Below are 24,723 nucleotides of genomic sequence, written 5' to 3'. Positions count from 1 at the left end.
CCGGGCGACGCCTGCAACGCATTGAATAGAAAGAAAAAAATGCGGTGGCGACGAGCCATTCGGCGGCCGCTTCTGTGTTTTCGGCCAGTGCACGTGGCGCGGCATCCGACGATGCGAACACGGCGACGTCTGTCAACGCGTGCTAACCCGCCCCCTACGAATGAGAGGAGAGCGTTTGCGTCTGCGCCGCTACAGTTGGCCATCCGGTCAGCCATGCAAATGGCAAATGGACCGCTGCCACATGCGAAAGGAGGATGTCATGGTCAATTCGACGCACGCCGCGCAAAACGCCGACAGTGACCGGGTCTTGCACGTCGAACTGCCGGCGCGGCCGCGCAAGGCACCCCGCCAGGCGCGTTCGATTGCTCTCGTCGCGGCGCTCAGACAAACCGGCCGGCAGATACTGGAGAAGGAAGGGCGCGACGCGCTGACCGCGCTGCGCCTCGCGGAAACGGCGGGCGTCGCGATTAGTTCGATCTACGAATATTTCCCGACAATGGAAGCCCTGATCGCGGTCATCTTCGATGATTTCCGGGCGGAGCGGCGCGCCGCGTTACTGGCCGGCATCGCTGCGCTGCCGCCTGATGCGACGCTGTTCGACGGCATTCTGCTCACGCTGAGAGTGGGCCTTGCCGTCCACCAGAAGGAAATGCGGTTCGATCCGGCTTACAGTGTGCGCGCCACCCACTTTGACGAGCTGGTGCGGCTCGATATGGTCAAAACGAAGCAGTTGTGGTGCGCGGTCGCCACGCCTGCCCTGATGAAACGCTTCGCCAGCGAGATCCGCGTGCAGAACCTGGAGCAGGCAGAGTTTCTGGTGTTCCAGACCTTGCTTGCATTGCCACGGGCGATGGTGCTCGAACGACCGGCATACCTCGTCGATCCGGACACGCCTGTGTTGATCGCACGCATGGTGCACGCATTGTTGACCGGCGCGGCGTGTGCAGGATGCAGGAGCGAGGCCGGGACGGCCGTGTGACGCCGCCCGGTTCCTGCTGCCTTATACGCAGCGCACGCTCACATAGCGTCCCGGCGCCGGCTCAAGCGGCACATACGCGTCACTCCCCAGGCGCGAGGGGGCCGATACCGGTTCGCCACCATGTCGTCGTACCCATTGGCTCCAGTGTGTCCACCAGCTTCCCGGTTCCGATTTCGCGGCCGCGAACCACGCGTCCGGGTCTTTGGCCTTTGCGGCGCGCTTGCCTGTGCTCCAGTAACTGCGTCTGTTGGCCGAAGGCGGGTTAATGACTCCGGCGATATGGCCGCTTGCGGCCAGCACGAATTGCGGTTCGCCGCCAAGTAGTTGCGTGGTGCGCCACGCGGATTGCCACGGAACGATATGGTCCAGTTGCGTCGCGAGCACGTAACCCGGCACGTCGATCGCGCCGAGGTCCACCGGTTGGCCGCACATTGTGAGCTTGCCCGGTACGCGCAGATTGTTCTCGAGGTACGTGTGACGCAGCAGCCACGCATACATCGGTCCGGGGAGGTTGGTGGCATCGGCGTTCCAGTAGAGGAGATCGAATGCGTCCGGCGTTTGGCCCTTCAAATAGTTGTTGACCACATACGGCCACAGGAGATCGTTCACGCGTAGTGTCTGGAACACGAATGCAAGTGCCTTGCCCGGATAAAGGCCGCCTCGGCCAATCGACGCTTCGCACTGTTCGACGCCAGCCTCGTTGATGTACGCACCCAGATCGCCAGGCTCATCGAAATCGAGCAATGTCGTGAGCAAGGTCAGGCTCGCCACCGTTTCGTCTCCGCGTGCGCGCAGGATCGCCAACGCCGACGCGAGCATCGTGCCACCCACGCACCAGCCAAGAGCATTGACCTTGTCCGCGCCTGTGATGGCCAACGCGATCTCGATCGCCTTCATCACCCCGTGCTGGAGATAATCGTCCCACGTCGTATCCCGCATGCTGTCGTCCGGGTTGCGCCATGAAATCAGGAACACGGTGTGGCCCTGTTCGCACGCGTAGCGGACAAACGAGTTCTCCGGCTGAAGATCGAGAATATAGAACTTGTTCACGCACGGCGGCACGATGACTAGCGGCCGCGCTGCGACTGTTGCAGTAAGCGGCGCGTACTGGATCACCTGCATCAACGCGCACTCGAACACCACGGCGCCTTCGCTTATTGCCACGTTGCGGCCCACCTCGAACGCGCTTTCGTCGGTGATCGCAATCTGGCCACGGGCCAGGTCTTGTAGCAGGTTCGCAAGGCCGGCCCGCAGGCTCTCACCGTGCGATTCAAGCGCAATTCGTGCAACCTCGGGATTGGTCGCTGCGAAATTTGCGGGACTCATGGCATCGATGAACTGACGCGCAAAAAATCGCAGAGTGCGCCGGGCCTTGTCGTCGAGCTCCGCGGCATCGACCATCGCGGCAAGCAGACGCGAGTTGACCAGATAAGACTGCTTGAGTGCACTGTATGACGCGTTGCGGGTCCAGTCTTCGCCAGCGAAGCGGCGGTCGTCCGGCTCGGGTGGGGTGACGGGAAATGTCGCGCTGGCGCCGGCCGCGTCCGTTACCAGAAATCCACGCCAGAGCGCGATTTGCTGGTCCCAATAGCGAGCACTGGCTTCTGCAAGCGGCGATGCTTCTGCGTTCGAAGGTGCGTCTTCGATCGTTGTCTCGCGTGCGTAACCCAGCGCCTGGGTCCAGGCCTGCGCAGATTCAACACAAACCCGCTGCCATTGTTGTACGAGATTGAAATGGGATGCCATGTGGGTCTCCTCCGGGTCCGGTGCAATGGCTCTCGAGTGCGATGGTGGCCGGGTTGTCCGGCGGTGGCACGGCGAGCCAGGCGTCGGCTTCGCCGAACGCGCACTGGATCGTCATGCCGGCGTTTCTCGCGATCCGCATCATGGCGGCGTTATGCGACAGAAAACGCAGCCGCAGCGTCTTGACCCGCATGCCGCAGGCGTGAGCGACGGCGCGCTGCAGGAGTGCGGTACCAATGCCGTGTCCTCTTACGCCTTCCGATACGGAGACGCCAAACTCGGCCGCGTGCGGGTCGGCGTCATCGTGCAATCTCACCAGATGGCCGACACCGTCAAGCGAAAGCGGACTCGCGCAGACGCCAAACACCGCATCGCGATCGAAATCGATGCTGTCGACGTAGTGCCCTATCGTCCGGTCGCGAGTCGGCTGATTGAAGCGGAGCCGGCGGTCTTCGTCGTTGAGCGCGAGAAAGTGCGCGAGCAGGGCGAGGCGTGCATGCGCCGTCAATGCCTGGATATGCGGTGCGGCGCATCCTCCCTCTGGCGTTCGGGCATCGCGTACGTCCGTGTGGACTCCAGCGTTGTCCGGTTCGGGCACTTTCATGAGCCTTCTTTCCCGCTGTCTGGCCCGTGTCGCACGTCGGCACTCAAGCGGCTGGATGGCTGGATTTCCGGCCGCCGATGTTCCGGCCAGAAAATTTTCGCCGCGTCGCCATCGCTACGGTAGCTGTGGCAGGTGTCGAGCATGGCCGGCCGTGGCAACGGTGCGTCGCCGTCGAACCGCTCGCGCCATTCGGGTTGCGCGCGCTGAATCGCGAAACGGGCCTGCATCGCGGTCGTGGCCATCGGGCCGAGTATCAGCTCGGTCACATGCGTGCATCCGCGTACGCCGCCGACGTGGGCCTTGACCTGCTGCCGCCAGCCTGGTCCGACCTGCAGGCCGGTCAACGCGGAATACGCACGCTCGATTTCCGGACAGTAACGCGTGGGGGTCTCAAGCATCCGCGCCGTGACGCTTTGCACCACCAGGCCGCGGTCCAGTGTCATGACGACGCGTATATCGTGAATCGCCGCGCCGCCGGGCACGGTCTTGAAGAGCAGATCGGTTCCGTCAGGCGTGATATCCCGCACCTCGCCTTCTATGTCGATGAGCCCGTCGGCGCGCAGATGGGCGTGGCAGACGACGTGGCGGGTATGAAGCAGTGTGCGCGCGGCAGCGGTCAAGTTCATGTCGGTTATCTGTGGAAGCTGAAGACGCTTGCGCCAGCCGCGCAGAGCCTTGACCCGGTTCCCGCGTACGCGCGGCATCCGCTCGAACGGATCGGCGGATTTGCGCTGCGCGATGCAGCGCCGGTGATCACGGCTAGCCCGTCCTGAAGCGGCTTCATTGCTGCGCCTTGCGTGATTGCAGACCAGCATCAGGATAGGCGCTGTTTCGCGCCGTGCCGCCCTCCCTTTGGAGGGGGGCGGCGGCGGAGTGCCCCCTGACGTCGAGGCACCGGCCGCCCCCTGGAAAGGGAGGGGGAAAGCGGCCCGACCCCTGCCTATCATCTGTCCGGATCTCAATTGCGAAGCGCCGTACGCGTGTGCATCGCAAAACGGACGAAGCCATACCGCCCGATTCCGGACACACTCAAGACATCAAAAGAACCAGCATGACAGCGCAGTATCAGGTCCATGAAGGCGTTGCCGTCATCACGCTCGACAATCCTCCCGTCAACGGACTCGGTCATGGCACCGGGCTGGGCATGATCGAAGGAATGACACGTGCGCTGGACGATGCGGCAGTCACGGCGATTGTGATCACTGGCGCGGGCAGCGTCTTTTCGGGCGGCGCGGATATCCATGAATTCGGTACGCCGAAAGCGTTCCAGGAACCGGGCCTGCAAACGGTGATCGACACCGTTGAAGCGTCGCCCATACCGGTCGTTGCGGCATGAAACCCAGATCGCCGCGTGACGGCTTCGACGGATGAGCCCACGGGTTTGGGTCGAACAGGCGCGAGTTGCCCACACCACGCTCGCCGCCTGCGGCGCCCGCTAGCGAATCAGATCCTGCTTGCGCGCCCAGACCATGGCGTCATACCGGCTCGATACGCCTAGCTTCGAGAAGATGTTGCGCAGATTCCACTTCACCGTTTCAAGCGTGATATTGAGTGTGAGTGCGATCCGCTTGTTCGACATCGCCTGGGCGACAAGGGCCAGTATCTCTATCTCGCGCTGCGTCAGAACGGCCTGGGTCTTCGCTGCGTTGGAACCGCGGGACGTGCGGGCAGCGGGGTCGGCCGGCGCGGTATCGGAGAATTTCTCAAGCAGCGTTTCGGCGTACTGGGCGATTTGCCCTGGCAGCCTTTTCTCCCGTACGAGCCGTGAGAGTTGCCTGCCCGCCAGCGCGCCTTCGTCGACGAGCGTGCGCACGAGGCCAAGCCGATGGGCCGCTTCGACAGCGGCGGTCATCGAAGCGATGGCATCCTCGGACCGCTTCATGTCGTCGAGCGCGGCGCCGCGCAGTACGTCGACGAGCGCAAGCAGCCTGCCCCGGCCAAAGGCCCGCGCATGGCTGCGCACGATGTCGAGCGCCTGCAATGCCCGAACAGGGTCTTCGGGGAGCAGGACGCGGGCTCGCGCCAGCGCTGCGAGGGCCGGAAATTCCGCGCGAAAGCCCGCTTCGTTCGGGTGGTTGCGTGCCAGTTCGTCGAGTGACGCCGACACCTCGGTGGCACGCGCCCGTTGGCCCTTGATCAGCAGCACGTTGGCCTGTTCGGCCAGCAAATGCGCGAACGCGCGCTCCTGGCCGAGGCTGCGCATATGCGCGGCCTGCTGCTGCAAAAACGACAGCGCAAGGTCAGGGCTTTCCTGGAGCAGGTCGAGGCGCGCCCGGCACAGCGATGCGCGGATCATGATCTCCGGCACCGACGACTGCAACAGGCCGCGCCGATTGGCGATCGTCTCGCGGGCGTCGTCGATCCGGTCCAGTTCGTAATACGCGTCCGCGAGCCCGCCCGCGCACAGGTTCGCACTGATCGAGCGGTGTCCCAGCGCCTTCGCCGAGCGCGCCAGCAACAGCGAACCCACGCGCTCCGCCTCGCGCACTTCGCCTGCGAGCATCAGCCGCTCGATGGCCGTCGATTCCGCGACAAGTGCCATGTCATTGTCGCGGTCCGCCAGCGGGATCGGATGAGCTTCGAGCAGCCGCCTCGCTTTCGTGTACTGCCCAGCGGCACTGTAGGCCGATGCCAGTTCGGCGAGCAGCACGTAGTGCAAAAACGGGTTTTCCATCGCCGCATCGCGATGCGGTTCCAGCAACTCGATCACGCGTTGCATGTCGTCGCGCTGCACAGCGATCGCTGCCTGGATCACCGGCAGGCTGTCGGTCATGTCCGGGTGCGCCGGGGTACCGCTCGCCTGAAGGTGGGCGAGCCACGCCTCCGCCTTGCCGGGGCGAGCGGTCAGCGCGATCGTCAGGCAGGCGAGAAACAACAGTCTCTGATGCTTGAAGAGCGTCTCTTCCGGCAGACGATCCAGAAGATGCAACGTCGGACTCAGATATTCAAGGCTCCACGTGGCGGGCGCGGCGCGCTCGATCACTGCGGTGGCGAATTCCAGGTCGTCGCCGAGGCTCGCATGACGTATCGCATCGGCCAGAAACCCGTTGGCGGCGAACCATTGGCTGCCGCGCCTGTGCAGCTCGCGCACGGCCGCGGAACCGCGGCGCTCGAGCCGCGTCGCCAGAAATTCGCCGAACAGCGGGTGGAAGCGATACCAGACCGACCGGTCGTCCGAATCGACGCGAGTGATCAGCAGGTTTTCGTCTTCCATCTGCTTCAGCAGACTGGCGGTGTGCGGCTGGCCGGTAACGGCTTCGGCCAGCGGGGCGTTGAAGCGGCGAAAGATCGACGCGGCCTCGGCAAACGCGGCGAGTTCGGGCGGCAGATTCGCCATGACCTCCTCGCTCAGATAGGTTTGCAGGTCGCTGGAGCGCCACACGAGATGCGTCAGCATCACGCGTGTATCCGGACGGTTCTTCAGCATGATCACGATCAGCTGGAGACATGACGGCCAGCCGTTCGTCAGGTCGTGAATCAGGCTCAGTTCATCTGCGTTGAGCTTGGCCGGCCCGAGGTTTTCATCCAGGAAGACCCGTGTTTCGGCGGGGTTGAACGGCAGCTCTGCGCTGTCCAGCTCGACGATTTGATCCATTACCCGCAGGCGGCTCAGGCTCAGCGGTGGCGTGACGCGCGAAGCGATCACCAGATGCAGATTGCCTGGCCCATGATCGAGCAGCTTTTGCGTCAGCTTGTGCGCCGGCGGCGCTTCTATCACGTGGTAGTCGTCGAGGATAAGGTAGACGTCGCCCGCCAGCGCCGCCGCGCCGTCGACTATCGCGGAGACCGCTGCATCCATGGACGCGGCACTCGTGTCTTCCGGCGACATATCGATCGCGACGGCAATGCCAACGCGTTGCAGTGCGGCGAAAAGCGCCGTGCAAAAGGCGGCGTAGCCATCGTCGTCGGGGGACAGCGACAGCCAGGCCACCTCCGCGCCCGCTTTCAGGCAGGATTGCCGCCATTGCGCGAGTAGCGTGGTCTTGCCGTACCCCGCGCTGCCGGTGACAAGAGCGAGCCTGCACTGATGGATACGGTCCAGCTGCGTGAGCAGGCCAGTGCGCTGCACATGCTTCGCGCCGATGCGTGGCGGAGAAAACTTGGTGGAAACCAGGTGTCTGGTGAAGGGCGTGGTCAAATCGTCACCTAGTCGATGCGCAGGATGGGCGCGCGAGGAAGGCAACCCTCGACCATCCGTGTTCTGCGAGTGTACATCCCCCCTCGAATGAGGGCTGGCAAATGAATCTGCGGAAAACTAGCTTACCGGCATCGACGCGTCAAGGGTGGGAAGTCGCCAATTTTCCGGGGAAGATCCAGCGTGCGGCGCCCGGCGCTGCGTCCGTTTCGAACGGTCCAGCGACGGGATTATCCGTGCCGCCACACGTATGGCGGTGCGGTGACCATCGGTCCGTGGCAGAAGAGCGGGATCTGGCGAAATCGATGACGAGGTCCGCATCTGCGGGAGTTCACGTCAAGGTGATGTCGGCGGGCATTTAGCACGCCCCACTGGGCGCGGGGGTGCGTTGTGATGTTGAGGTTTCGATGGCCAGCGTATTCGCCAGCCCGGGTACGCCGTTCCGGGTTGCCGCGATGCGCCGAAACTGCACCGCGGCGGCAGCGTAAAGACAGACCTCGAGGTTGACCGCTTTGGAGCAGGCTATCGCGATTCGGTTTGCCGGTGACGCCGCCGGCGTTCAACACGTGGCGACCTCCGGCGCCTTGCCTTGCGTTACGGCTTGCGCATGAGGTCCCGGCGCGCGAGGACGGCGCCGGTGTCTCAGGTCAGATTGCGCGAGATGATCAACTTCTGGATATGGCTCGTGCCTTCGTAGATCTTGCAGACTCGCACGTCGCGCAGATAGCGCTCGACCGGGAAGTCGGCGAGGTAGCCGTAACCGCCATGAATCTGGAGCGCATCCGAGCAGACCTTCTCGGCGATTTCGCTGGCAAACAGCTTTGCGATCGACGACTCTTTCATGCAATTGACACCGGTATCGCGAAGCCTCGCGGCATGGAGGCAGTACTGGTACGCGACGTCGACCTGCGTAGCCATATCGGCAAGATCGAACGCGACGCCCTGGAGTTTCGCAACAGGCGCGCCGTACGCTTCGCGCTCGCCGGCGTATCTGATCGCGGCCTCCAGTGCGCCGCGAGCGGCGCCTGCGGCGATGAATGCGATGCCGATGCGGCCGTCGGCGAGCCCGCCCATGACTGTGCGATAGCCGTCTCCCTCTGCGCCGAGACGGTTTTCGGCAGAGACGCGGCAGTCTTCCAGCGCGATCTGGGCGGTATGCGCGGTATGCTGACCGAGCTTGCACTCAACGCGCGTCACGCAATATCCAGGCTGCTTCGGATCGACGATGAAGGTAGTCGCGCCACGTTTTCCCGCCGACTTGTCCGTGATCGCAAACGCGATGCCGACACCCGCTTCACTGCCGTTCGAAATGAACTGCTTGGTCCCGTTCAGCACGTAGTGATCGCCGTCACGGCGTGCCGATGTGCGTAGCGCGGCGGTATCGGAGCCGGCGTGCGGTTCGGTGAGCAGAAAGGCGCCGATCGATTCGCCGCGCGCCATCGCCGGCAAATAGCGTTGCTTCTGCTCCTCGGTGCCATTTTCGGCGAGGGTCATCGCGGTGAAGTTATGCACGTGCACGATGGTCGCGAGGCCTGCGTCGACGGCTGCGAATTCGTGCTGGGCGAGGCAGAAGTCCAGCACGCCGGCGCCGGTGCCGCCGTATTCCTCCGGAATCAGCATGCCGAGAAAGCCCAGTTCGGCCATCGCCTTCAGTTCGCTGCGCGGCCACGCCGACTCAACGTCGCGTTGCGCGGCGGTCGGGGCGATGATTTCGGTGGCGACGCGCCGGGCGGAATCGCGGATCAGAATCTGTTGTTCCGTCAGGAAGGCTGTGGATAGGTCGGTCATGAGTGTCCTGGTGATATCGATGGCTGGTTAGCGGGGCGCGCGCATGGGTGGGCGCCTGCATCCGCGCGCTGGACGCGCGGATCGACAGGCCCTGTGCCGCGCCGGAGGAAGCGGGGCAGCTTTAACGCACCTGCCAGTCCTTCAGAACCGCTTCGGTGTGTTCACCGCGCTGGGGAATGGCGCCGGGACGGCCGGCCGGCGTGGCGGAGAAGCGGGGCGCCGGGTTGGCCTGCAACAGGCCGCCGTTCTGCGTATAGATGGCGCGGGCCTTCATATGCGGATGCACGGCCGCTTCGTCGGGGCTCAGTACCGGCGCGAAGCACGCGTCGGTGCCTTCGAGCAGTGCACACCATTCGTCCCGGTTGCGGCTCGCGAACAGGACGGCGAAGCGCTCGCGCAGCGCCGGCCAGGTGCGCGGATCGTAGGCATTGTCGAAGGCGGGATCGTCGGCGAGGCCTAACTTCTCGCGCAGTTGCCGATAGAATTTCGGTTCGAGCGAACCCACCGAGATGAAGCCGCCGTCGGCGCAACGGTAGGTGTTGTACCAGTGCGGGCCATCGAGCAGGCTTTGTCCGCGTGCGGGCGTCATCTTGCCGGATGCCTGCAGTGTCAGCAGCAGCGTCATCATGTGGGCGCTGCCGTCCACGATGGCGGCGTCCACGACCTGCCCCTGGCCGGTCGCCCGCGCGCTCATGATGCCGGCTAGCAGGCCGACGGCGAGATACATTGCGCCACCGCCCACGTCGCCGACGAGGCTGGGCGGCGTGACGGGCGGTTCGCCCGGCTGGCCCGAGTACCAGAGCGCACCCGACAGCGCGATGTAGTTCAGATCGTGTCCGGCCGCATGCGCGAGCGGCCCGCTTTGGCCCCACCCGGTCATGCGGCCGTAGACGAGACGCGGGTTGCGCTTCAGACAAACGTCGGGGCCGAGCCCGAGGCGCTCCATCACACCGGGGCGCATGCCCTCGATCAGCGCATCGCAGTGTTCGACCAGTTGCAGCACCGCCTGCACGCCTTCGGCCGTCTTGAGATCGACCGCGACCGAGCGCTTGCCGCGATTCGCAATGTCGTTGTCGCCCACGTCGATACTCCCGGCGTCCGCCGTGACACGATCGACCACCACCACGTCCGCGCCCAGATCAGCGAGCAACATCCCGCAGAACGGTCCAGGGCCAATGCCCGCGATTTCCAGCACGCGGATGCCGGCGAGCGGCCCTTGCTTGTTCGACGCCATCGTTCGTCTCGCTGAGTTTGAGTGTGTCTCATGATAGACAGCCCGATGCCGCCGCGCACCCCCTCGTGCAGGCAGGGGCGCGCCGCGCTAGCAGCCGTGGCAGGTTGCGGCGGTACCCCTATTCCGGACAGGTGCGCGCGATCGCGCTTACTGGATGAAGCCGTGCTCGCGTGCCCACGTCATCGCGTCGTAGCGTGTCGACACGCCGAGCTTCGTGAGGATATTGCGCACGTTCCACTTGGTGGTGCCGACCGTGATGTTGAGCGTCAGCGCGATGCGCTTGTTCGACATCGCCTGCGAGATCAACAACAGGATTTCGAGTTCGCGTGGCGTCAGGTTCACGCGTTGCGCGGCCTGCGCGGCCGCGCCCGGCGGCGTGACGCGCACGGGCGCCACGCTCGATGCGCCGAGTTTGTCGAGCATCGCGGCGAGATAGCGCACGGCCTGCGTGCCGAGCGCGGGCTCGCCACGCACGGTGGCGAGCAGCGGGGCGATCCGTGCACCCTCGTCGAGGAAGGTCCGTATCAGCCCGAGTTCCGCGCCCGCGCGCACCGCGTCGATCAGGCATTGGCGCGCAGCGTCCCGCTGCTCGAGCGTGTCGAAGCTTGCCGCGGTCAGCAGATTGGCCTGCACGAGCAGCCGCTCGCGCCCGAACGAGCGCGCGAATGCCCGCACTTCGTCGAGCGCATGCAGGGCCCGGGTGGCGTCGAAGTTCGCTAGCGCAAGCCGCGCGCGGGCAAGTGCTGCCACCGCCACCAGTTCCGCATGGAAGCTGGCGCCGCGATGCGCATCGCCGAGCGCGCCGAGCCTCGCGACTACGCCGTCAGCGCTGACGTGGTCGCCGTCGGCGAGCAGCATGCGCGCCTGCTCCGCGAGCATGTATCCCATTGGCCTTGCGAGAGCCAGACTGTGGAAGTGCGCCGTCTGCGCATCGAGAAAGGCGAGCGCCGATGCCGGATCCTGTTGCAGGCGATCGAGCCGGGCATGGCACAGGGAGGCCTGAATCATGACCTCCGGCCACGACGAGCGCAGGATGCGGGCGCGGTTGGCGAGCACCTCGCGCGCGTCCTGGATGCGGTCGAGTTCGTAGTACGCGTCGCCCAGCATCGCGGCGCACAGACTGGCGCACACGGAGTGCCGCCCATACGACAGTTCCGCCTGCTCCAGCAGGGCCGAGCCAATGCGGGCAGTCTCGTTGACCCGTCCTTGCGCGAGGTAGAGGGTCGGCAGCGTCGCCTCGACGAGCAGCGCGATCTCGCTGCCGTAGTCCTCGGCCATCACCGCATTGTCGTCGAGCAGTTTCTGCGCGTCCTTGATGCGGTCGCTACGGACATACGCGTTCGCCAGCGCGCCGAGATAGACATATTTCAGCGTCCGGTTATCTGGCCACTCGGTTTGCGGTCGCTCCAGCAGCGCGATGACACGCTGATTGTCATCACGCTGCGTGGCGATGGCCGCTTCCGCGAGCGCAATGTGCACCTCGGCGGCGGGATGGCTTGCCATCCCGGTGCGCCGAAGCAGTTCGAGCCAGCGTTGTGCCTGGGAAGGCCGGGCGGTCAGCGCGTAGGTCAGGCAGCCTAGAAAGAAGAGCCGCGGGTGCGCGGCCAGCGCTTCCTGGGGCAGGTGTTCAAGCAGATGTACCATCGCGCCGACGTAGCTGAGGCTCCAGTTGGCTGGCGCGGCCTGCTCGATCGCGTTGACGGCGAACTCGACATCCCCACCCAGATTGGCGTGGCGCACTGCTTCCACAAGGAGGTCGTGACTGGCGAACCACTGGCTGCCGCGACGGTGCAGCGCTTCGACTGCGTCCTTGCCGCGCTGCAGGAGCCGCAAGGCGAGGAACTCGCCAAGCAGCGGATGAAAGCGGTACCACGTCGTGCGGTCGTCCGAATCGATGCGCTGGATCAACAGGCTGTCGTCTTCCGCGCGCCGCAGGAGGTCGGCCGCATCGTCGGCGCCGGTCACGAACGCCGCAAGATCCGCATTGAAGCGCCGGAAGATCGCGATCGCCTCAAGGAAAGCGATCAACGCGGGTGGAGATTGAGCGATCACGTCTTCGGCGAGATACGCCTGCAGATCGCCCGAGCGCCACAGGAACGCGTGCAGTTGTTCGCGTGTGGCGGGCCGGTTGCGCAACATGATGGCGATCAGTTGCAGGCTTGCCGGCCACCCCTGGGTCATGTCCTGAATCAGCCGCAGCTCGTCGGCCGTGAGCTTCATCGTGCTCAGGTTCTGCTCGAAAAACGCGTGCGTTTCCTCGCGGTTGAACGTCAGGTCGGAAAAGTCTATTTCCACCACCTGTCCGTACACGCGCAGGCGGCTGACGCTCAGCGGTGGCGCCACGCGCGACGAAAGCACGATATGCAGATTGCCCGGGCTGTGGGTCAGCAGCTTTTGCATCAGTTGATGCGCCCACGGGTCTTCGACGTGATGGTAGTCGTCGATGAAAAGGTAGATGTCCCTGGCAATCTCCTGCGCACCGGTGATGAGCGCGGCCACCACATTTTCGATCGAGCGCGCGCCCTGATCGTTCTCTGCCAGCGTGTCGTCGTCGACATCGATGCCGAGGCGCTGGAAGGCGGCGAGCAGGTAGTGGCAGAACACCGATCCGCGCCGATCGTCCTGGGTGAGTGCAAGCCAGGCGACTTCGGCGCCCGCCTTCATCAGTTCCTGGCGCCACTGCACGAGCAGAATGGTCTTGCCAAAGCCAGCACTGCCGGTGACGAGCGTCACCGTGCAATGTTGCGCTTCGCGCAACCGGTCGAGCAGGTGCCTGCGGAGTATGTGACGCGTGCCGATACGCGGCGGTGCGAGCTTCGCGGGCACGAGCAGATCGTCGAAATGCATTGTCCGGGACTTTCTTGGGTCGACTGCCTCACGCCGCCCGCGTGCGGCGAGGCCGCAAAGCGTGTCCGGGAAGCGTTTGGCGAAGGAATATGGGAAAAGCGCGGGTTTCACCTTACGTGGCGCGATGGCGCACAGCGGGACGCCCATCGTGCCGCATGGCTGGCGGCGTCCCATGTGCATGCTAGCACGTCCTTTGCGCAAGATCGGCACGTCAAGTCTGCCAGAACGTCTGCGCCCCGGCGAGGGGAGGCCCTTGCGCGCCTGTTGATCCCCCCCGCAAATGGAGGGGAATCCATCGGCGCGAATCCTTATCGTATCAATCGATGCACGAGCGACACCCGCGGTCTGCCCGAGCGCCGCCGCGTACAGATCGGATGCACCAGTGTCGCGCAGCTTTTGACATCGCCACAAGAATGGCACGGATCGAGGAGAACAGCATGAGCGTTACGTTTGAAGTAAAGGGTCCCGTAGGCTGGATCACCCTGGCGCGCCCCGAGGCCATGAACGCGCTGGAGCGCGGCATGGTGGACCGCATGACGGCAAAGCTCGTCGAGTGGCGAGACGACCCCCAGGTTCGTGTGGTCGTGTTGACGGGCACCGGCCGCGCGTTTTCCGCGGGTGCCGACCTCAAGCAGGCAAGCGCGCCTGCCGCGCCGGGCGAGATGGACTTTCTCGACGCGATCGTGGTGTTCTTCAACACGCTGCGCGCGTTTCCGCGGCCGGTGATCGCGGCGGTCAACGGCCTTGCGCTGGCCGGCGGCCTTGAAGCCGTGATGGCGTGTGACTTTGTGATCGCCGCGCAAAGCGCGCGTTTTGGCGACGCGCATTCGAATTTCGGCGTGTTCCCGGGCGGCGGCGGCGCGGCGCTGCTGCCGCGCAAGGTGCCCATCAACGTAGCCAAGTACATGCTGTTCACCGGCGATTCGCTGCCGGCCGAAGACATGAAGACCTACGGTCTCGTGAGCGAAGTGGTGGCCGATGCCGAATTGCAGGCGCGCGCCCAGGCGATCGGCGAGAAGCTCGCAGCCAAGAGCCCACTGGTGCTCACCCGGATGAAACGCGTGGCCGACGAGGCGGCCGACAAGCCGCTCGCCGACGCGTTGCGTCACGAGGTTCTGGAGCTGCGCAACCATCAGCGCTCGTACGACATTCAGGAAGGCCTGCGCGCGTTTGTCGAAAAGCGCAAACCCGAATTCCAGGGTTATTGAGCGGCAGAAACGGGCGCCGGGTCGCGCGAGCGCCCTGGCCGCACCGGCTGGCCGGCAGGCAACATCGAGACACTATCTGAGGCAAACATGGAAAACATCTACATCGTCGGCGTCGGCATGACGCCCTTCGGGCGCCACATGGAAAAGAGCGTCAAGCAGCTGACTGCGTGGGCCGTGGAAGACGCGCTCAAGGATGCGGGCTGCGACCGCAAGTGGGTGCAGGCGGCGTTCTTCGGCAACACGACGCAAGGACACTTCGACGGCCAGCACATGATTCGCGGCCACGTCGCGCTGCTGCCGATGGGCTTCGGCGGCATCCCGATCTACAACCTCGAAGGCGCGTGTGCTTCGTCGAGCGCGGCGTTCAATCTGGGCGTCATGCAGTTGCGCGCCGGCGCGGCCGACGTGGTATTGGCCGTTGGCGCGGAAAAGATGTACACGAACGACAAGGCGAAGATGTTCTCGTGCTTCGAGTCGGCGTGGGACATCGAGACGCTGGAAGAAAACAAGAACTACCTCGCGAACATGGGCAAAGATGTCGTGCCGCCGCCGGGCTCGCAGTCCGACAAGCCGTACAGCCCGTTCATGGACGTCTACGCGGCTCTGGGCCGAGGTTTCATGTCGCGCTTTGGCATCACGCAGCGCCAGGTGGCCGCAGTGGCATCGAAGAATCACAACCATTCGGTGCATAACGAGCGCTCGCAATACCGCAAGCCGATGAGCATCGACGAAGTGCTGGCCGCACCGCCGATTACCTACCCGATGACCCTGCCGATGTGTTCGCCGATTTCCGATGGCGCCGCTGCGGCGATCCTGTGCACCGAATCGGCGTTGAAAAAATACGGCTTCGATCGCAGCCGCGCGATCAAGGTGATGGCGAGCGTAATGCGCTCGGGTTCCGCGCGCGCAGCCGACGACTACGAAAACGCCTGCACGCCGCTCGCGGCGAAGGATGCGTTCGAACAGGCCGGCATCAGCCCGAGCGAAATCGACGTGGCCGAACTGCATGACGCCTCGGCGATCGGCGAGCTGATGCTGTTCGAAGGTCTTGGGCTGCGCGAGCCGGGCATGAGCGGCATTCTCGCCGAGAGCGGCGAGACCTCGATCGGCGGGTCGATCCCGGTCAATCCGTCGGGCGGTCTCGAATCGAAGGGGCACCCGATCGGCGCGACTGGCCTCGGCCAGATCTTCGAACTAGTCGACCAGTTGCGCGGCAATTGCGGTCCGCGTCAGGTCGAAGGCGCGCGCTTCGCGGTGCAGGGCAACGGCGGCGGTCTGTGGCGCGTCGAAGAAGCCACCGAACACATCGCCATCCTTGGCCGGGTCTGATCCTGGCACGAACAGTCATAGCAGAGATAAATCATGAATATGGAAATGCAGACGGAATATCAGCGCGAAGCCGTAGAGAGCTTCCGCAAGTTCCTGAACAGCGAAATCCGCCCGATCGCAAAACAGTTTCGTGACCGCTTCATCTTCAAGGAGAAGATGCGCGAAATCACCATGGCGATCGCCGAGTTCGGATTGCCCGGCGCGTCGCTCGCGGAAGAGCACGGAGGCATGGGCCTCTCAATGGTCACCGAGGCGATGTTGTTCGAAGAGCTCGTCACAGTCTCGGTCGATATCGGACTGTGCGTGATGATCAACAAGGGGATGACCCAGCTCGCCGCTGATCTGCCTTCGCCGCTGCGCGAGCGCTATTTGCCGGACATGCTGGCCGGCCGCGCATTCGCGAGCTTCTGCATCAGCGAGCCGGATGTCGGCTCGAACGTGGCCGACATCAAGGTCACGGCGCGGCGCGACGGCGACCACTTTATTCTCAATGGCGAGAAAACGTGGATTTCAAACGGCGACTACTCGGACTGGATCGTCGTCACGGCGCGCACTGGCGAGAAGGAACTGACGCACATTCTGGTCGATCGCAAGGAACATGGGTACGAGTCGCGCAACATCGAAAAGATCGCACTGAACTCGCAGTCCACTGCGCAGATCTTCCTCTCCGACTGCCGCGTGCCGGTCACCAATGTGGTGGGCGAGGTGGGCTCCGGGCTGAAGAACACGATGAAGACGTTCGAAAAGGCGCGCGCCAATGTGGGCATGCTGTCGGTCGGTCTGATGCGTGCCGCGCTGGAAGAGTCGATTGCCTATGCGACCGAGCGCAAGCAGTTCGGCAAGGTGATCGCCGGGCATCAGCTGATCGCGGAAAAGATCGCCGAGATGGCGACCATGACCGATGCGGCGCGCCTGATGTGCTTCCGTGCGTTCTCAATGATGGATGCGGGCGTGCGTTGCGACGTACAGTCGTCGATGGCGAAGTGGTTCGCCACTGAAGCGGCCGTCAAGGTATGCCGCGACGCGGTGCAGCTGCACGGCGGCAACGGTCTCACGAAGGAGTTCAACGTCGAGCGCCTCGCGCGTGAAGCGATCGTGATCCCGGTGCCGGATGGCACGACAGAGATCCAGAAGCTGATGATCTCGCGGGCGCTGACGGGTGTCGGTTCGTTCGTCTGATGCCGCTTCACGGCGGGTGTGCGAACACGCCGTGACGAACAGGGAACGCACCCGCAGCTGACGGCGCGGCAGGGCGGACAGCATGCCGTTCGTCTGCCGAGCGCACGGGAACAATGATGTTCTCGTGCGCTCGGGCAATTCGCGCTTCGAGGCTCATTCATGCCTTATCAATCCGTCTACCGCTCCGGACTATTTGCGGGCCAGGTCATCATCGTGACGGGTGGCGGCAGCGGCATCGGCCGCTGCACTGCGCATGAGCTGGCGGCGCTCGGTGCACACGTTGCCATCGTCGGCCGTCAGGCCGCAAAGCTCGAACAGGTAAAGGCCGAAATCGCCGTTGACGGCGGGCGCGTGTCTTCATACGTGTGCGACATTCGTGACGATGCGGCAGTGATCGCGACAGTCGACGCCGTGCTGGCCGCGCAGGGCCGCATCGACGGCCTCGTCAACAATGCCGGCGGCCAGTACTTCGCGCCACTCAAGCACATCTCGACCCACGGTTTCGACGCGGTGGTGCGCAATAACCTCACCGGCGGTTTCATTTTCATGCGCGAAGTTTATGTGCGCTGGATGGAGCGGCACGGCGGCGCCATCGTCAACATGATCGCGGATATGTGGAACGGTCTGCCCGGCTTCGCGCATTCGGGCTCGGCTCGCGCCGGCACGCATTCGCTGACTGAAACAGCGGCATCCGAGTGGGCGGCATCCGGTGTCCGGGTGAACAGCGTGGCGCCCGGCCTCATTGCTTCCAGCGGCTTCGATCACTACACGGGTGAGGCTGCGTCACGCCTCCGCAGTTTCACGAAATCGATACCGGCGCAACGCTACGGCACCGTGGCCGAAGTCTCCGCGGCGATCGTGTTTCTGCTCTCGCCCGCAGCGGCATTTGTCACCGGCACGTGCTTGCGCGTCGATGGCGGCGGCCCTAATGCGCGCAGTCACTGGACCTGTCCGCCCCATCGCAACAACGCTCCGTTCGAGGGCTTTCATCTGGATGCGTTGCCGGATCTGCTCAAGCGTGAGGAGTGACATGCGCGGGAAGGGTCGACAAGCCCGGTGATGTAACGGCGTGAATGTGATTGTCCGGGACCTGCCGTAAACCCGCCCCCTCGGTATTAGGGGGGCGGAGCTGAGTGAACTCGCCGACCATATCCATTGAGGCTCGACGGCTCTGGCCGGCGGTGCGCCGCAGTAGCGGCCTCGAGATGTGCTCATCCCCGATGATGCGAGCGCTGCTCGCTGCCTCGCGACGCTTTGGCACACAGTGCGTCACCTTTGCCTCCCGACGCGTTCGGGTAAGCGGTCTCGACATCCACATCGAAATCAGTACAACAACAGGAGGAGTCTTGTGAAACGCATCATGCCGATCTTGCTCTGCGTGGCGCTCGGAGTGACACTCGGCGCGGCCAGTTCGAGTGCGACGCCGACCGTTACAGAGCCGACCCAGGTGCAGGGGATGCCGGGCTATAACCAGCCGGGTCAATACCTCACGCGCCGGGCCGCCAAACTGGCGGACAACATGGAGCCCGTAATCGACAATGCCGACCAGAATCAGGAAGCGCGGCAGAAGCTCGAAGCATTGCAGCGGAAGACCGGCAAGCGGCCGAACGTCATCATCTTTCTGCTCGACGATGTCGGTTATAGCGATTTCGGCTTCAACGGCGGCGGCGGTGCGCTCGGCAACGACACGCCGGACGTAGACCGTATCGCGAACCAGAGCCTGATTCTAAGTTCGGCCTACTCGGAGCCGAGTTGCTCGCCCACGCGCGCAACAATCATGACCGGCCAGAATATGGCGCACCACGGCATTCAGGTGCCGCCGATGTACGGCCAGCCTGGCGGACTGGAGGGGCTCACCACGTTGGCGCAGCTGATGTCGCGCCAGGGTTACACGACGCAGGCGGTCGGCAAATGGCACATGGGTGAAAACGAAGGTTCGCAGCCGCAGAACGTCGGGTTCGACGATTTCCGCGGCTTTGAATCCGTGTCCGACATGTACACGGAATGGCGCGACCCGCAGTACAACCCGGAGATCGCGCTGAGCCCGGAGCGCTTCAACGCAATCAGGAATCTGCCGTTCAACAAGAGCGACGTGCATGCGGTGAAGGGAGGCAAGATCGAGAACCTGTACGAGATCAATACCGACACGATCAGGAATCTCGACCAGAAGTGGCTCGCCTATACCGTCGACTTTCTGAACCGGCAGAAGGAGGCGAGCAAGCCCTTCTTCCTGTATTACGCCCCGCGTGCGTGCCACTTCGACAACTATCCAAACGACTACTACCGCGGGCGCTCGGCATCGCGTACCAACTACGGCGACTGCGTGGTCGAAGTGAACGACATCTTCAAGAAGATGATCGATACGCTCGAGGCCAACCACGAACTGGAAAACACGGTCATCTTCTTCGGCTCCGACAACGGTCCTGAGCAAGAGATCCCGCCGCACGGCCAGACCATGTTCCGTGGTGGCAAGGGTTCGACCTGGGAAGGCGGCGTACGCAGCCCGTTCTTCGTGTACTGGAAGGGCATGATTCCCGCGCGCAAGTCAGATGGGCTGTTCGATTTTGCCGACATGTTCAATACGTCGCTATCGCTCGCCGGGCAACCGGGCGCGGCTTTGGCGAAACTGGTGCCGGCTACGACCTATATCGATGGTATCGACCAGACATCGTTCCTGCTGGCGGACAAGGGCCAATCGAACCGCCGCAGCATCTTCTATTTCTGGAACGACGAAATATCGGCGGTGCGAATCGACGAGTTCAAACTCATGATGAAAGCGCAGGCCCCCAACACGATCACGCATGCGGGCTTTAACGGAGGCTTCAGCGGTTCGGTCGAGCAGGCATGGACCGCCCTGCTGTTCAACCTCTATACCAATCCGCAGGAGGATGAATCGGTCAGTATCCGGCATATTCCGGCGGCGGTTCCGATATTCGGAGAACTGCAGCGCTATCAGGCGGTGTTGAAGAAGTATCCGCCCCATCACCAGATCTCCCTGAAGTAAGGCGGCATGCAGCGGCGCCCTCGCGGGCGCCGTTGCAATGGCCGGATAGAGGTTTCAGATGATTCAGTCAACAAGGCGCAAGTGGATCTGGGGCGCGGTGGCGCTGGCTGCCATCGCGATCGGCAGTGCCGTTGCAGTATTCCAGTACAACACGGAGCCCGCTGCGCTTAGCGAAGGCGATGGCGTCAACGGTCCACCCGGCATGATCTGGATTCCCGGTGGCGCGTTCACGATGGGAAGCGATCATCGCCTTGCTCTGCCAAATGAGGGGCCAGCCCACCGCGTGAAATTGAGCGGTTACTGGATCGGCCGCTACGATGTCACCAATGCGGAGTTCGCGCGCTTCGTCGCCGCGACCGGCTACGTGACGACCGCCGAGCGAAAACCGCGCTGGGAGGATCTCGCAGTGCAGTTGCCGCCGGGCACCCCGAAGCCCGACGACAGTGTGCTTGTGCCGGGCGCACTCGTGTTTGCGGGAACCGATGCCCCCGTGCCGCTCGACGACTACTCGCGCTGGTGGAAGTTCGTGCCCGGTGCGAACTGGCGGCATCCGACAGGACCCGACAGCCGCATCGCGGGAAAGGACAATCATCCCGTCGTGCAGGTGTCCTATGAGGACGCGCAAGCCTACGCTCGATGGGCGCACAAGCGTTTGCCGACCGAGGCTGAGTGGGAATATGCGGCGAGAGGCGGTCTCGAACAGGCCGACTATGCGTGGGGCGCTGAATTCGCACCGGGCGGCAAGAAAATGGCCAACACATGGGACGACGCAGCCCGGCCGTTTCCGGTCACTACAGTGCGTGGCGTGCATGAAAAGGTTCAGGTCGGCACGTCGCCCGTGGGCCAGTACGCGCCGAACGGCTATGGCCTGTATGACATGACAGGCAATGTCTGGCAGTGGGTCGGCGACTGGTATCGCGCGGACGCGTTTCGCATCGAAGCGGCGAGCGCGCGCGTCGTCAGCAATCCCAGAGGACCTTCGAAGAGTTTCGATCCGGCGCTCGGGCAGGCCGCCTATGCACCTGCCCGGGTGACCCGCGGCGGTTCGTTTCTGTGCAGCGAGACTTACTGCGTGAGCTACCGTACCAGTGCGCGGCGCGGCACCGATCCGCTGAACGGCATGTCGCATCTCGGCTTTCGTCTCGCGATGGATGAGCGCGAGTGGAGGCGCGAGCGCGACAGGCGCGCCACGAACCCGCAGTGACGCTGACGCGGGTTGCGCACAGGTGGGGCCGTATCAGCGCGCCCTGTACCACGCCACGCCGTCACTGTCGGCTTCGACCGAAGCTTTGCCCCGGTGAACGAGGTAATTCAGATGGGCGATGCTCTCGCCCGTCGCGAGTCCCAATAGCGACCCGCCCGTTGGCGAAATCGTCCGCGCAAACAGCGCGCCAAACACATCGATCACGCGTTGTGGCGTTTGCAACGCCGCGTGTAGCCGATCGAGCGCACGCAACTGGCCGGATGCAAGACGCTCAAGCCGCGCGTGCAGACCGAAGAACGGTTCGTTGTGCGCGGGAAGCACCAGCACGTCGTCAGGTACCCGCAGCCGGATCTTTTCGATCGACGCGAGCCAGTCGGCCATCGGGTCGGCGTCGGGCTCGGTTGGGTGTACCGAGACATTGGAGGAGATGCGCGGGAGCACCTGATCGCCCGAGATGAAGAGCCGCAGCGAGGGGCAATACAGGCAGGCATGCTCCGGCGTATGGCCGGAGCCGATCACCACTTCCCACAGGTGGCCGCCGATGCTAACCACTTCCCCATCCTCGATGCGCCGGTAGCTGTCCGGCAGTTGCGAAGTCATCTTGCCGAAGTTGCCGAAGCGCTGCCGATAGGTATCGATCGCGCTGTCGCCCCAACCCGCGCGGCGATAAAAGTCGATCGCCTCATCCGGCGCGACGCGGCCCGTGTCGCCCACCAGCATGCGGCAATTGAGGTATTCGAGCCGCGTCATCCACAACCGGCACCCAAACCTGCGTGTGAGCCAGCCCGCCATGCCGACATGGTCCGGATGCATGTGCGTGACGAGCACGCGTCGCACCGGTCGATCGATGAGCGGCCCGACTACCAGTGCGTTCCACGCTGCTGTTGTTTCGTCGCTGCAAACACCTGTGTCAATCAGCGTGTAGCTATCCGTGTCCTCAATCGCCCACAGGTTGATGTGGTCCAGCGAAGCGGGTAGCGGCATGCGTATCCATTTCAGGCCGGGTGCGATCTCACGCGCTTCGCCGCACGCGGGCGGATCGCCACACGGATAGTTGAGCCCGCCTCGCGCGGTGCTGCTGGTTTCGTCCGCCATCGTTACTGTCCTTTTGTGTAGCGATCCATTGGGTGCTTTACCCAAACACATATATCGCTGTGCAGCTAAAACGTCACCCTTCATTTCGGGGGGAGGCGTGTGCCCAGCCGCGTGGTCCGGACGAAGCGGGGTGGGGCGTGCTGCGAGGAGATCGCCACTGCGCACTTCTACGGAGCACACGTGTTGCCCCTGGCGAAAGCGCTCGAAGCGGCGATCCTCAGCCACGGCGGGCTGCCTCCTGCCAGACCCTTCGCGAGCCATCTAGTAAACCCGCCCCCTCCTTTTTACAGGGGAGGGGACAGGGGAGTGCTGGCACCCTGACACCTGGCTACTCGATACCGGCTGATGCGCCGGATAGTCAATACATCGTTCGAGGATTCAGAGGAGGTCGAACGATAAACGCGTTGGCAGGTGGATGCGTAGCTAACAACAACATAAAAGTCTGTGCCGGATCCCGGCGCACGCGGGCGTCGACACGGCGTTTCGACATTGCCCGATTCATCAGCAGCGAAAACCGGTGCGGTCACGTCGGGGAAAAGGTATCGAGCTTTGCACGTTGACGTGACTTCAGCCGGCGGGACAACAGGAGACAAAGAAGATGTTTCGCAACAGGAAGCAAGGGGACTGGGGCCAGAAATTGCCGAGACTGACGATTCTCGCAGGCCTGGTTTCGGCCGTCATCCCGATCTACGCGCACGCGTTCAAGATCGATACGGGATCGTCTGACTGGGACGTCAACTGGGACAATACCGCAACCTACAACCTCGGCATGCGGACCCAGGGCATTGATCCGATGATCGGGAATAATCCGAACTTCGATGACGGGGACTACAAGTTCAAGCACGCCGGGGACTTTGTCACCAACCGGGTGTCGGTGGTGTCCGAGTTTACCGCGGCATACCAGGGATACGTCGGCTTCAGGCTGTCGGGCTCGGCGTGGAAGGATTTTGCCTACGGCAGCGGCGACGTGACAAACCCGGGTGTGTATTCGCCTGGCGTCACCTATCAGTCGATCAGGGCCTATCCCAACGGGCAGTACGGTTCCTATACGAACCGGTACTACGTGCAGGGCGCGCAGTTGCTCGACGGCTTCGCGTTTTACAACACGGAAGTTGGCGGCAAGGCCCTTTATTTCAAGGGCGGCCAGTTCACCGAGTACTGGGGCAACTCGCTTCTCTCTCCAACCCAGGGCATCTCGTATGCACAAGGCGCGACCGACGGGATCAAGGCGCTTAACTCGCCCGGCACGCAGACCAAGGAACTGCTCCTGCCGCGTCCCCAGATCAGCCTGACAGCGCAGGTGACACCGCAGGTGTCCGTGTCGGGACAGTACGAGCTTGGGTGGCAGGCGAACCGGCTCGGCACGGGTGGCACCTACCTCGAGGCGAACGACGCGGTTGCCGCGGGTCCATCGGGCCTTTTCATTGCGTCGTTGCCCGGGGCAGTGCGTCCGCTGCTGGGGTTGCCGCCAGGCGGGCCGTTTGGGTATGTGATACCCCAGGGCCAGCCGAACGAACCGCGCCAGGTGGACAACAACTTCGGGATCAAGACGAGTTGGACGCCGACCTTCATGAACGGTGCGATGGGCTTCTATTACCGCCGCTTCGACGAAACGCAGCCGTGGGTGCTGTCTGACTGGAAGAAGTTTCCGGTGCTCGGTCTGTTGCCGACCGACTACCACCTGTCCTACAACCGCGGCGTCCAGCTCTTCGGCTACAGCCTCGATACGACGATCGGCAGCGTGAGTACCGGGTTCGAAGCATCCTACCGGCACAACACGGCGCTCAACACGGCGCTGAGCCCCAACATCACGACGCAGACGGAGGGCGCGAAGGGTAATCTGCTCAACCTCGTTGCCAACGCAATCGTGCCGTTATCACGGTCACCCATCTGGGATACCGGCACACTGATTGCCGAACTTTCGTACACGCACCTGCTGTCCGTCACGCACAACGCGTCGATCTATAACGGTCTCGGCTATGGTGGCTGTACGACCAATAACAAATGGGATGGATGCTCGACGAAGAACTATGTCGGCGCCGGCGTCGTGTTCCAGCCGCAATGGCTTCAGGTATTCCCCGGTGTCGATCTCAGCATGCCGACCTCGGTCACGGGCGGCCTCTATGGGAACAACCCGATCAATCCTGGCTCGGCAGGAGGGGGGCAGGGCTTCTTTATCTACTCCATTGGCGTCCAGGCATTGATCCGCCAGAAGGCCACCGTCACGCTGGCTTATAACGGCTATCACGCCCATGTCAATTCAACCAAGACGACCCCGAGTGGTTTGCCCTACAACAACACGGGCGCCGGTCTGATCGATCTCAACGACCGCCCATGGGTGTCGTTGACCCTTCAATCGTCGTTCTGACGCGCA

Annotated in this window: 17 protein-coding genes and 1 pseudogene; 10 read left to right on the top strand and 8 right to left on the bottom strand. The window is 63.6% G+C overall.

Going from position 1 to position 24,723, the window contains the following annotated elements; translation table 11 throughout:
- Nucleotides 1-259 precede the first annotated feature (259 nt).
- Entirely contained in the window at nucleotides 260-979 is a 720-nt protein-coding gene (locus P3T21_RS29555; protein WP_429259497.1) for a TetR/AcrR family transcriptional regulator, read from the top strand.
- A 21-nt stretch (nucleotides 980-1,000) separates the two neighbouring features.
- On the opposite strand, the gene phaC is transcribed toward P3T21_RS29555, so the two are convergent.
- The 3 genes from phaC to P3T21_RS29540 are packed head-to-tail and all read right to left on the bottom strand — an operon-like array spanning nucleotide 1,001 to nucleotide 3,865.
- On the bottom strand, nucleotides 1,001-2,725 hold the full coding sequence (phaC, locus tag P3T21_RS29550) for a class I poly(R)-hydroxyalkanoic acid synthase (protein WP_429259496.1): 1,725 nt from the start codon (nucleotides 2,723-2,725) through the stop codon (nucleotides 1,001-1,003).
- Complete coding sequence (locus P3T21_RS29545) at nucleotides 2,676-3,326, bottom strand: GNAT family N-acetyltransferase (protein WP_429259495.1); 651 nt, start codon at nucleotides 3,324-3,326, stop codon at nucleotides 2,676-2,678. Before P3T21_RS29545 ends, phaC begins: the two co-directional genes overlap by 50 nt.
- Nucleotides 3,323-3,865: a DUF2889 domain-containing protein gene (locus tag P3T21_RS29540; RefSeq protein WP_429259507.1), complete on the bottom strand. Its 543-nt coding sequence runs from the start codon at nucleotides 3,863-3,865 to the stop codon at nucleotides 3,323-3,325. The genes P3T21_RS29545 and P3T21_RS29540 overlap by 4 nt, the downstream gene beginning before the upstream one ends.
- Between P3T21_RS29540 and P3T21_RS29535 the strand changes: the two genes are divergently transcribed.
- Together P3T21_RS29535 and P3T21_RS29530 are read left to right on the top strand one after the other, a co-directional pair.
- Nucleotides 3,785-4,099, top strand: a complete 315-nt coding sequence (locus tag P3T21_RS29535; RefSeq protein WP_429259508.1) for a hypothetical protein — start codon at nucleotides 3,785-3,787, stop codon at nucleotides 4,097-4,099. The two genes, P3T21_RS29540 and P3T21_RS29535, sit on opposite strands and share 81 nt — an antisense overlap.
- Nucleotides 4,100-4,377: 278 nt before the next feature.
- Nucleotides 4,378-4,659 (top strand): annotated as a pseudogene (locus P3T21_RS29530) (enoyl-CoA hydratase/isomerase family protein); the annotation flags it as partial.
- A gap of 102 nt (nucleotides 4,660-4,761) precedes the next feature.
- Here P3T21_RS29530 and P3T21_RS29525 read toward each other — a convergent pair.
- The 4 genes from P3T21_RS29525 to P3T21_RS29510 form a co-directional block, all read right to left on the bottom strand.
- Complete coding sequence (locus P3T21_RS29525; protein WP_429259494.1) at nucleotides 4,762-7,464, bottom strand: LuxR C-terminal-related transcriptional regulator; 2,703 nt, start codon at nucleotides 7,462-7,464, stop codon at nucleotides 4,762-4,764.
- Nucleotides 7,465-8,103: 639 nt separating this feature from the next.
- Nucleotides 8,104-9,249, bottom strand: a complete 1,146-nt coding sequence (locus P3T21_RS29520) for an acyl-CoA dehydrogenase family protein (protein ID WP_429259493.1) — start codon at nucleotides 9,247-9,249, stop codon at nucleotides 8,104-8,106.
- A 121-nt stretch (nucleotides 9,250-9,370) separates the two neighbouring features.
- Nucleotides 9,371-10,483, bottom strand: coding sequence for a CaiB/BaiF CoA transferase family protein (locus P3T21_RS29515; protein WP_429259492.1), 1,113 nt, complete (start codon nucleotides 10,481-10,483; stop codon nucleotides 9,371-9,373).
- Nucleotides 10,484-10,630: 147 nt separating this feature from the next.
- Complete coding sequence (locus P3T21_RS29510; protein WP_429259491.1) at nucleotides 10,631-13,330, bottom strand: LuxR C-terminal-related transcriptional regulator; 2,700 nt, start codon at nucleotides 13,328-13,330, stop codon at nucleotides 10,631-10,633.
- Nucleotides 13,331-13,767: 437 nt separating this feature from the next.
- On the opposite strand from P3T21_RS29510, the gene P3T21_RS29505 reads away from it, so the two are divergent.
- From P3T21_RS29505 to P3T21_RS29480, 6 genes are all read left to right on the top strand, one after another.
- Nucleotides 13,768-14,538, top strand: a complete 771-nt coding sequence (locus tag P3T21_RS29505) for an enoyl-CoA hydratase/isomerase family protein (RefSeq protein WP_429259490.1) — start codon at nucleotides 13,768-13,770, stop codon at nucleotides 14,536-14,538.
- An 87-nt stretch (nucleotides 14,539-14,625) separates the two neighbouring features.
- A complete protein-coding gene (locus P3T21_RS29500) occupies nucleotides 14,626-15,867 on the top strand; it encodes a thiolase family protein (RefSeq protein ID WP_429259489.1) in 1,242 nt (413 codons plus the stop codon).
- Nucleotides 15,868-15,900: 33 nt separating this feature from the next.
- Nucleotides 15,901-17,046 (top strand): acyl-CoA dehydrogenase family protein, encoded by a 1,146-nt coding sequence (locus tag P3T21_RS29495; protein WP_429259488.1) that lies wholly within the window; start codon nucleotides 15,901-15,903, stop codon nucleotides 17,044-17,046.
- 159 nt (nucleotides 17,047-17,205) lie between these two features.
- Nucleotides 17,206-18,075, top strand: coding sequence for an SDR family oxidoreductase (locus tag P3T21_RS29490; protein WP_429259487.1), 870 nt, complete (start codon nucleotides 17,206-17,208; stop codon nucleotides 18,073-18,075).
- A gap of 319 nt (nucleotides 18,076-18,394) precedes the next feature.
- Nucleotides 18,395-20,050, top strand: coding sequence for a sulfatase-like hydrolase/transferase (locus P3T21_RS29485; protein ID WP_429259486.1), 1,656 nt, complete (start codon nucleotides 18,395-18,397; stop codon nucleotides 20,048-20,050).
- 58 nt (nucleotides 20,051-20,108) lie between these two features.
- Nucleotides 20,109-21,254: a formylglycine-generating enzyme family protein gene (locus P3T21_RS29480; protein WP_429259485.1), complete on the top strand. Its 1,146-nt coding sequence runs from the start codon at nucleotides 20,109-20,111 to the stop codon at nucleotides 21,252-21,254.
- 33 nt (nucleotides 21,255-21,287) lie between these two features.
- Here the strand turns inward: P3T21_RS29480 and P3T21_RS29475 are convergent, their stop codons facing one another.
- On the bottom strand, nucleotides 21,288-22,349 hold the full coding sequence (locus P3T21_RS29475) for an MBL fold metallo-hydrolase (RefSeq protein ID WP_429259484.1): 1,062 nt from the start codon (nucleotides 22,347-22,349) through the stop codon (nucleotides 21,288-21,290).
- 598 nt (nucleotides 22,350-22,947) lie between these two features.
- On the opposite strand from P3T21_RS29475, the gene P3T21_RS29470 reads away from it, so the two are divergent.
- Complete coding sequence (locus P3T21_RS29470) at nucleotides 22,948-24,717, top strand: DUF1302 domain-containing protein (protein WP_429259483.1); 1,770 nt, start codon at nucleotides 22,948-22,950, stop codon at nucleotides 24,715-24,717.
- Nucleotides 24,718-24,723 lie beyond the last annotated feature (6 nt).

This window comes from Paraburkholderia sp. GAS334 (genome assembly GCF_050436625.1).
GTDB lineage: Bacteria > Pseudomonadota > Gammaproteobacteria > Burkholderiales > Burkholderiaceae > Paraburkholderia.
This window is presented reverse-complemented; position numbering and strand designations above follow the sequence as displayed.

Coding starts and splice junctions, on each gene's coding strand:
- P3T21_RS29475 (WP_429259484.1), bottom strand. CDS start 22,349: ATGGCGGACGAAACCAGCAGCACCGCGCGAGGCGGGCTCAACTATCCG.
- P3T21_RS29480 (WP_429259485.1), top strand. CDS start 20,109: ATGATTCAGTCAACAAGGCGCAAGTGGATCTGGGGCGCGGTGGCGCTG.
- phaC (WP_429259496.1), bottom strand. CDS start 2,725: ATGGCATCCCATTTCAATCTCGTACAACAATGGCAGCGGGTTTGTGTT.
- P3T21_RS29545 (WP_429259495.1), bottom strand. CDS start 3,326: ATGAAAGTGCCCGAACCGGACAACGCTGGAGTCCACACGGACGTACGC.
- P3T21_RS29555 (WP_429259497.1), top strand. CDS start 260: ATGGTCAATTCGACGCACGCCGCGCAAAACGCCGACAGTGACCGGGTC.
- P3T21_RS29495 (WP_429259488.1), top strand. CDS start 15,901: ATGAATATGGAAATGCAGACGGAATATCAGCGCGAAGCCGTAGAGAGC.
- P3T21_RS29470 (WP_429259483.1), top strand. CDS start 22,948: ATGTTTCGCAACAGGAAGCAAGGGGACTGGGGCCAGAAATTGCCGAGA.
- P3T21_RS29490 (WP_429259487.1), top strand. CDS start 17,206: ATGCCTTATCAATCCGTCTACCGCTCCGGACTATTTGCGGGCCAGGTC.
- P3T21_RS29520 (WP_429259493.1), bottom strand. CDS start 9,249: ATGACCGACCTATCCACAGCCTTCCTGACGGAACAACAGATTCTGATC.
- P3T21_RS29515 (WP_429259492.1), bottom strand. CDS start 10,483: ATGGCGTCGAACAAGCAAGGGCCGCTCGCCGGCATCCGCGTGCTGGAA.
- P3T21_RS29500 (WP_429259489.1), top strand. CDS start 14,626: ATGGAAAACATCTACATCGTCGGCGTCGGCATGACGCCCTTCGGGCGC.
- P3T21_RS29510 (WP_429259491.1), bottom strand. CDS start 13,330: ATGCATTTCGACGATCTGCTCGTGCCCGCGAAGCTCGCACCGCCGCGT.
- P3T21_RS29505 (WP_429259490.1), top strand. CDS start 13,768: ATGAGCGTTACGTTTGAAGTAAAGGGTCCCGTAGGCTGGATCACCCTG.